6 protein-coding genes are annotated in these 7,597 nt (G+C 60.2%); all 6 read left to right on the top strand.

What is annotated here, in order from left to right; translation table 11 throughout:
• Positions 1 to 374 precede the first annotated feature (374 nt).
• Entirely contained in the window at positions 375 to 758 is a 384-nt protein-coding gene (gcvH, locus tag KGB27_RS30265) for a glycine cleavage system protein GcvH (protein ID WP_008027813.1), read from the top strand.
• 11 nt (positions 759 to 769) lie between these two features.
• Positions 770 to 3,622, top strand: a complete 2,853-nt coding sequence (gene gcvP, locus KGB27_RS30260) for an aminomethyl-transferring glycine dehydrogenase (RefSeq protein WP_008038654.1) — start codon at positions 770 to 772, stop codon at positions 3,620 to 3,622.
• 162 nt (positions 3,623 to 3,784) lie between these two features.
• Complete coding sequence (locus tag KGB27_RS30255) at positions 3,785 to 5,161, top strand: L-serine ammonia-lyase (RefSeq protein ID WP_008038656.1); 1,377 nt, start codon at positions 3,785 to 3,787, stop codon at positions 5,159 to 5,161.
• A 41-nt stretch (positions 5,162 to 5,202) separates the two neighbouring features.
• Positions 5,203 to 6,327: a glycine cleavage system aminomethyltransferase GcvT gene (gene gcvT, locus KGB27_RS30250; protein ID WP_008038659.1), complete on the top strand. Its 1,125-nt coding sequence runs from the start codon at positions 5,203 to 5,205 to the stop codon at positions 6,325 to 6,327.
• Between the two features lie 391 nt (positions 6,328 to 6,718).
• Positions 6,719 to 6,931 (top strand): cold-shock protein, encoded by a 213-nt coding sequence (locus tag KGB27_RS30245; RefSeq protein WP_007977299.1) that lies wholly within the window; start codon positions 6,719 to 6,721, stop codon positions 6,929 to 6,931.
• A gap of 96 nt (positions 6,932 to 7,027) precedes the next feature.
• On the top strand, positions 7,028 to 7,516 hold the full coding sequence (locus KGB27_RS30240; protein ID WP_008038661.1) for an RDD family protein: 489 nt from the start codon (positions 7,028 to 7,030) through the stop codon (positions 7,514 to 7,516).
• The last annotated feature ends 81 nt before the right edge of the window (positions 7,517 to 7,597 follow it).

Below are 7,597 nucleotides of genomic sequence, written 5' to 3'. Positions count from 1 at the left end.
AGCGATGGCGATGTTGAAGACGCCATCGCCAGCAAGCCGGCTCCTACAGGTCGGTGGGCATCCTCGGGAATAGCGTCTGAAAACGACCTCCATCTGTACTGAAAGCGCTACAGCGGAACGATATCGATACACCCTCATCGGATCACCGCTGCACAAGGCTTTGATCCACCTATACTTTTTTGTTCGCACTCGACTGTAGCGATTTCGCTACAGCGGTCAAACAGCCACGCCCGCAACAACTCTCTAACCAATTGATTTATAACAATAAAATCAAACTGGCCGCGAAATTGCTTAGTAACCACTCATAAATCAGGGCTTACGCCCAAGCATTCAATCGCGTCCACCAGACGAGTCTGGCCCCCTTAGGAGTTTCCATGAGCGAGTTGCGTTTTACTGAAGATCACGAATGGCTGCGTACCGAAGCTGATGGCTCTGTCACCGTCGGCATCACCGCTTTCGCGCAGAACGCTTTGGGCGACGTGGTTTTCGTACAACTGCCTGAGCTGCAGTCCTACGACAAAGGCGCAGAAGCCGCCACCGTGGAATCGGTAAAAGCCGCCAGCGGCGTGTACATGCCACTCGACGGTGAAGTGCTTGAAGTAAACCCGGCGCTGGACAGCAGCCCGGAACTGGTCAACGAAGATCCGCTGGGCGAAGGCTGGTTCTTCCGCTTCCAGCCAACTGACGCCTCGGCTGTCGCCAAACTGCTGGATCAGGACGCCTACGACCGTCTGATCAAAGCCAACGCCGAAGCCTGAGGAGCACGCACATGACTCAAATCAATCTGAGCACTGCCAACGAATTCATCGCGCGCCACATCGGCCCGCGTTCCGGCGATGAGCAAGCGATGCTCAACAGCCTCGGTTTCGACTCGCTGGAAGCCCTGAGCGCCAGCGTCATTCCGGACAGCATCAAAGGCACCAGCGTGCTCGGCCTCGAAGACGGCCTGAGCGAAGCCGACGCCCTGGCGTTGATCAAAGGCATCGCTGCCAAGAACCAGCTGTTCAAGACTTACATCGGCCAGGGCTACTACGGCACCCACACACCGTCGCCGATCCTGCGCAACCTGCTGGAAAACCCGGCCTGGTACACCGCCTACACCCCGTACCAGCCAGAAATTTCCCAGGGCCGTCTCGAAGCGCTGTTGAACTTCCAGACCCTGATCAGCGACCTGACCGGCCTGCCGATCGCCAACGCATCGCTGCTCGACGAAGCCACTGCCGCCGCCGAAGCCATGACCTTCTGCAAGCGCCTGAGCAAGAACAAAGGCAGCCACGCGTTCTTCGCCTCCGTGCATTGCCACCCGCAAACCCTCGACGTGCTGCGCACCCGTGCCGAGCCGTTGGGCATCGACGTGGTTGTCGGCGACGAGCTTGAACTGACTGACGTGACGCCGTTCTTCGGCGCCCTGCTGCAATACCCGGCCAGCAACGGTGACGTCTTCGACTACCGTGCACTGACCGAGCGTTTCCACGCTGCCAACGCACTGGTTGCCGTCGCTGCCGACCTGCTGGCCCTGACCGTGCTGACCCCGCCGGGCGAGTTCGGTGCCGACGTGGCCATCGGCAGCGCACAACGCTTCGGCGTGCCGCTGGGCTTCGGTGGCCCGCACGCGGCTTACTTCTCTACCAAAGATGCGTTCAAGCGCGACATGCCGGGCCGTCTGGTCGGTGTCTCCGTGGACCGTTTCGGCAAGCCGGCCCTGCGCCTGGCCATGCAGACCCGCGAGCAACACATCCGCCGCGAGAAGGCCACCAGCAACATCTGCACCGCGCAGGTTCTACTGGCCAACATCGCCAGCATGTACGCCGTGTATCACGGCCCGAAAGGCCTGACGCAAATTGCCAACCGCATTCATCACCTGACCGCGATCCTCGCCAAGGGCTTGAGTGCACTGGGCCTGACCGTCGAGCAAGCCAGCTTCTTCGACACCCTGACCCTGAACACCGGCGCCAACACCGCCAAACTGCATGACAAGGCGCGTGCGCAGCAGATCAACCTGCGCGTAGTCGATGGCGAGCGTCTGGGCCTGTCCCTCGACGAAACCACTTCGCAAGCTGACGTCGAAACCCTGTGGGCCTTGTTTGCCGACGGCAAAGCACTACCGGACTTCGCTGCCATCGCAGCGGCAGTGGTCAGCGCGATCCCGGCTGCACTGGTTCGCCAATCGCCGATCCTCAGCCACCCGGTGTTCAACCGTTATCACTCGGAAACCGAGCTGATGCGCTACCTGCGCAAGCTCGCCGACAAGGACCTGGCCCTGGATCGCACCATGATCCCGCTGGGTTCGTGCACCATGAAACTCAACGCCGCCAGCGAAATGATCCCGGTGACCTGGGCTGAGTTCGGTGCCCTGCACCCGTTCGCCCCAGCCGAGCAAAGCGCCGGTTACCAGCAACTGACCGACGAACTGGAAGCGATGCTCTGCGCCGCCACCGGTTACGACTCGATCTCGCTGCAACCGAACGCCGGTTCGCAAGGTGAATACGCCGGTCTGCTGGCCATTCGTGCTTACCACCAGAGCCGTGGCGAAGACCGTCGCGACATCTGCCTGATCCCATCGTCCGCCCACGGCACCAACCCGGCTACCGCCAACATGGCTGGCATGCGTGTGGTCGTGACCGCGTGCGACGCCCGTGGCAACGTCGACATCGAAGACCTGCGCGCCAAGGCCATCGAGCACCGCGAACACCTCGCTGCGCTGATGATCACTTACCCGTCGACCCACGGCGTGTTCGAAGAAGGCATCCGCGAAATCTGCGGCATCATTCATGACAACGGCGGCCAGGTGTACATCGACGGCGCCAACATGAACGCGATGGTCGGCCTCTGCGCACCGGGCAAGTTCGGCGGCGACGTGTCCCACCTGAACCTGCACAAAACCTTCTGCATCCCTCACGGTGGTGGCGGCCCGGGTGTCGGCCCGATCGGCGTGAAATCGCACCTGACCCCGTTCCTGCCGGGCCACGCCCAGATGGATCGCAAGGAAGGCGCGGTCTGCGCAGCACCGTTCGGCAGCGCGAGCATTCTGCCGATCACCTGGATGTACATTCGGATGATGGGTGGCGCGGGTCTCAAGCGCGCTTCGCAACTGGCGATCCTCAATGCCAACTACATTTCCCGTCGCCTCGAAGAGCACTATCCAGTGCTGTACACCGGCAGCAACGGCCTGGTGGCACACGAATGCATCCTCGACCTGCGTCCGTTGAAAGACAGCAGCGGCATCAGCGTCGATGACGTTGCCAAGCGCCTGATCGACTTCGGCTTCCACGCCCCGACCATGTCGTTCCCGGTCGCCGGCACGCTGATGATCGAGCCGACCGAAAGCGAATCCAAGGAAGAACTGGACCGCTTCTGCGACGCCATGATCCGCATCCGCGAAGAAATCCGCGCAGTGGAAAACGGCACTCTGGACAAGGACGACAACCCGCTGAAAAACGCCCCGCACACTGCGGCGGAACTGGTCGGCGAGTGGTCCCATCCGTACAGCCGTGAGCAAGCGGTGTACCCGGTTGCGTCGCTGATTGAAGGCAAATACTGGCCGCCGGTCGGTCGCGTCGACAACGTCTTCGGTGATCGCAACCTGGTTTGCGCTTGCCCGTCGATCGAAAGCTACGCTTGATCTATAGGGGGCGGACTCTCTCGCCCCACTAGGACGCCACAAACCCCCGTAGGAGCGAGGCTTGCCCGCGAAGAGGCCATCAAGGTCGCCAAAAGCTTCGCGGGCAAGCCTCGCTCCTACGGGGTCGCGGTGCTCCTCATAACAAGAAACCGGAGAACAACCATGTCGCTAAGCGTGTTCGACCTGTTCAAGATTGGCATCGGCCCCTCCAGTTCCCACACCGTCGGCCCGATGCGCGCTGCTGCGCGTTTCGTCGAAGGTTTGCGCCGTGAAGGGCTGCTGGCCGCGACCACCTGCGTCAAAGTCGAGCTCTACGGCTCGCTCGGCGCCACCGGCAAGGGCCACGGCAGCGACAAGGCTGTACTGCTCGGACTGGAAGGTGAACACCCGGACACCGTTAACACCGAAACCGTCGCCGCCCGTCTGCAAGACATTCGTGGCAACGGTCGCTTGAACCTGCTCGGCGAACACAGCATTGCGTTCAACGAGAAAGAACACCTGGCGATGATCCGCAAACCGCTGGCCTATCACCCCAACGGCATGATCTTCCGCGCGTTCGACGCGGCGGGCTTGCAGATCCGCAGCCGCGAGTACTACTCGGTCGGCGGCGGTTTCGTCGTCGATGAAGACGCCGCCGGCGCCGACCGTATCGTCGAAGATGCGACACCACTGACCTTCCCGTTCAAAAGCGCAAAGGATCTGCTCACTCATTGCACCACTTACGGCCTGTCCATCAGCCAGGTGATGCTGACCAACGAAAGCGCCTGGCGCCCGGAAGCGGAAACCCGCGCCGGCCTGCTGAAAATCTGGCAAGTGATGCAGGATTGCGTCGACGCCGGTTGCCGCAACGAAGGCATCCTGCCCGGCGGTTTGAAGGTCAAGCGGCGGGCGGCAGCGCTGCATCGGCAACTGTGCAAAAACCCCGAATCGTCGCTGCGCGATCCGCTGTCGGTGCTGGACTGGGTCAACCTGTATGCCCTGGCGGTCAACGAAGAAAATGCCAATGGCGGGCGCGTGGTCACCGCGCCTACCAACGGTGCAGCGGGCATCGTCCCGGCAGTTTTGCACTACTACATGCGCTTCATCCCCGGCGCCAACGAAGACGGCGTCGTACGTTTTCTGCTGACGGCTGCCGCCATCGGCATTCTCTATAAAGAAAACGCCTCGATCTCCGGCGCTGAAGTCGGCTGTCAGGGTGAAGTCGGCGTGGCCTGTTCGATGGCGGCCGGCGCGTTGTGCGAAGTGCTTGGCGGCACCGTGCAGCAAGTGGAAAACGCCGCCGAAATCGGCATGGAACACAACCTCGGCCTGACCTGCGACCCGATCGGCGGGCTGGTGCAAGTGCCTTGCATCGAGCGCAACGCCATGGGCTCGGTGAAAGCCATCAATGCCGTGCGCATGGCCCTGCGTGGCGACGGTCAGCACTTCGTCTCCCTCGACAAAGTCATCCGCACCATGCGCCAGACCGGCGCCGACATGAAAAGCAAATACAAGGAAACCGCCCGTGGCGGTTTGGCGGTCAACATTATCGAGTGCTGATGCGCGCTCACTGCATCTGCACACTTTTTCAGGAGCTGGATATGTCCACCGAACAACTATTGAAAACCCCGTTGCACGCACTGCACATCGAACTCGGCGCCCGCATGGTGCCGTTTGCCGGCTATGACATGCCGGTGCAGTACCCGCTGGGCGTCATGAAGGAACACCAGCACACCCGTGATCAGGCCGGGCTGTTCGATGTTTCGCACATGGGCCAGATCCGCCTGACCGGCGCCAATGCCGCCAAGGCCCTGGAAACCCTGGTGCCGGTGGACATTATCGACCTGCCAGTGGGCATGCAGCGCTACGCCATGTTCACTAACGAGACGGGCGGCATCCTCGATGACCTGATGGTCGCCAACCTCGGTAACGACGAACTGTTCCTGGTGGTCAACGCCGCCTGCAAGGATCAGGACCTCGCGCACCTGCGCAAACACATCGGCGACCAATGCACCATCGAGCCGCTGTTCGAAGAGCGTGCACTGCTGGCCTTGCAAGGTCCGGCCGCCGTCACGGTGCTCGCGCGCCTGGCGCCGGAAGTGGCGAAGATGACGTTCATGCAGTTCGCCCGCGTGAAGTTGCTGGGCGTGGACTGCTTTGTCAGCCGCTCGGGTTACACCGGCGAAGACGGTTTCGAAATCTCCGTGCCGGCAGCCAATGCCGAAGCGTTGGCCCGCGCCCTGCTGGCTGAACCGGAAGTCGCGGCCATTGGCCTGGGCGCTCGTGATTCGCTGCGCCTGGAAGCCGGCCTGTGCCTCTACGGCCACGATATGAACACCGACACCACTCCGATTGAAGCGAGCCTGCTGTGGGCCATCTCCAAGCCTCGACGTGCCGATGGCGCGCGGGCCGGCGGTTTCCCTGGCGCTGAAACCGTGTTCGCCCAGCAGCAAGCCGGTGTCAGCCGCAAGCGTGTAGGCCTGTTACCGCAGGAACGCACACCCGTGCGCGAGGGTGCAGAGATCGTCAACGAAGCAGGCGAGATCATCGGTAGCGTTTGCAGCGGCGGTTTCGGTCCGACCTTGAGCGGTCCTTTGGCCATGGGTTACCTCGACAGCGCATACATCGCCATCGACACACCTGTGTTCGCAATTGTTCGTGGGAAAAAGGTGCCTTTGCTTGTAAGCAAAATGCCATTCGTTGCACAACGCTACTATCGTGGTTGATTGACTGTTTCTATAAGTAACGCGGTTGCGTTAACAGTGCACTAATGTGTAACGCAACCGCCATAAAACAGTGCAAGCTTTCGTTTATGAACGCTGCTTATAACAATCGAAAACAATTGAACCGCCGCATCGAATAAGCCGGAACTAGTGAAACACTAATGGCCAGCAACCTGAGTAAAACCGGGCCTCTCACAGGGCTTGTTTTTTCTCCCGTAGTTGGCGTAGAGTTTGTTCACTGTGTTTGCATGGGTCGCTTGGAATCGTGACCTGGGCAGTAGCCTACAAGTTAGCTACATCCCGTTCGACGTCTTCTTACTCTCCTGCAACCAGCCCCAGTACTCTTTCATGAGAAGGAGACTGTCATTAATTTTTGCGTCAAAGGAAATAAGAAATGTCCCAACGTCAGAGCGGTACCGTCAAGTGGTTTAACGACGAGAAAGGTTTTGGTTTTATCACTCCAGAAAGCGGTCCGGATCTGTTCGTGCATTTCCGCGCTATTCAGGGCAACGGCTTCAAGAGCCTGAAAGAAGGCCAGAAAGTGACCTTCATCGCCGTGCAAGGCCAGAAAGGCATGCAGGCTGACGAAGTACAAGCAGAAGCCTAACCTTCTGTTACGAAAAAGCCCCTGATGCTGACATCAGGGGCTTTTTTGTGCGCGTAAATCCGTAAAATGGCTTCTTTTTCCGTCGAGAGCCCTGCCATGTCGAAACACCTGCTCAACCCTCAGGGCGACTTTCCCGCCGCGACCCTGGGCCGTCGCCTGGCAGCGATGTTCTATGACTTTCTGTTGTGCACTGCCCTGCTGATCGTCACCAGCGGCCTCTACAAGATGATCCAGATGGCGATCATCGGCGAAGACAAAATGCGCACCTTGACCGAAGCCGGCGCGCTGGACGGTGACCCGTTGCTCTCGACGGTGTTGCTGTTCGTGCTGTTCGGCTTCTTCGCCAAGTTCTGGACCTGGTCCGGGCAGACCCTGGGCATGCAGGTTTGGTGCATCCGCGTGCAGAACGCCGATGGCTCATCCATCAGCCTGTGGCAGGCACTGCTGCGTTTTGTCGTGTCGATCGCATCCTTGCTGTGCGTCGGCCTTGGATTCATCTGGTCGCTGTTCGACAAACAGAAACGTAGCTGGCATGACATCTATTCGGGCACCCAGCTGGTGCGGATCCCGAAGAAGACCAAATAATCGGATAGCGTAAAACCATTGTGGGAGCGAGCCTGCTCGCGATGACGGAGTGTCAGCCGACATTAATGTTTGCTGACATTC

Source organism: Pseudomonas sp. BF-R-01 (assembly GCF_019946615.1).
GTDB lineage: Bacteria > Pseudomonadota > Gammaproteobacteria > Pseudomonadales > Pseudomonadaceae > Aquipseudomonas > Aquipseudomonas migulae.
This window is presented reverse-complemented; position numbering and strand designations above follow the sequence as displayed.

What these genes read in the sequence shown, in the direction of transcription:
- gcvH (WP_008027813.1), top strand. Translation starts at nt 375, where the DNA reads ATGAGCGAGTTGCGTTTTACTGAAGATCACGAATGGCTGCGTACCGAA.
- gcvP (WP_008038654.1), top strand. Translation starts at nt 770, where the DNA reads ATGACTCAAATCAATCTGAGCACTGCCAACGAATTCATCGCGCGCCAC.
- KGB27_RS30255 (WP_008038656.1), top strand. Translation starts at nt 3,785, where the DNA reads ATGTCGCTAAGCGTGTTCGACCTGTTCAAGATTGGCATCGGCCCCTCC.
- gcvT (WP_008038659.1), top strand. Translation starts at nt 5,203, where the DNA reads ATGTCCACCGAACAACTATTGAAAACCCCGTTGCACGCACTGCACATC.
- KGB27_RS30245 (WP_007977299.1), top strand. Translation starts at nt 6,719, where the DNA reads ATGTCCCAACGTCAGAGCGGTACCGTCAAGTGGTTTAACGACGAGAAA.
- KGB27_RS30240 (WP_008038661.1), top strand. Translation starts at nt 7,028, where the DNA reads ATGTCGAAACACCTGCTCAACCCTCAGGGCGACTTTCCCGCCGCGACC.